Source organism: Ruegeria sp. CE9, from assembly GCF_056537425.1.
Genome location: NZ_JBQFRO010000147.1, coordinates 1 through 514 on the forward strand (window position 1 = coordinate 1; position 514 = coordinate 514).

Sequence of the window (514 nt, forward strand, 5' to 3'; positions counted from 1 at the left end):
GCAGCCAGGTGGTTGGTTCAACAAAGAAATCAACTCCGCAGATGACCTTCAGGGTTTGCGCTTCCGCATGCCCGGTCAGGGTGGTCAGGTTCTTGGCCGCTTGGGTGCATCCGTTCAGAACATTCCAGGCGGTGAAATCTATCAGGCGCTTGCCTCTGGTCAGATTGACGGCGCAGAGTGGATTGGTCCGTTCGCGGATGAGCGCATGGGCTTCCAGGAAGCAACCTCTATCTACTACACCTCAGGCTTCCATGAGCCAGGGTCTGCATTGACCTTGTCATTCAACTTGGATGTTTACGAAAGCTTTACGTCTGCACAAAAACAAGTAGTCGATGCAGCGTGTGCGGCAACAAACTCTAAGTCGCTTTCGATGACGCTGCAAGAGAATGGCGCTGCACTTGAAAGACTCCGCGCTGGCGGTATCCAAACAAGATCTTTCCCTGATGATGTTTGGAACGCATTTGGCGCTGCAGCTGCTGAAGTGCGCGAAGAGAACATGGGAGATCCTATCTAC

1 pseudogene is annotated in these 514 nt (G+C 52.9%); it reads left to right on the plus strand.

Features of this window, described 5'->3' with window-relative positions:
• A pseudogene (locus tag ACR0B3_RS24575) lies at nucleotides 1–514 on the plus strand (ABC transporter substrate-binding protein); the annotation flags it as partial.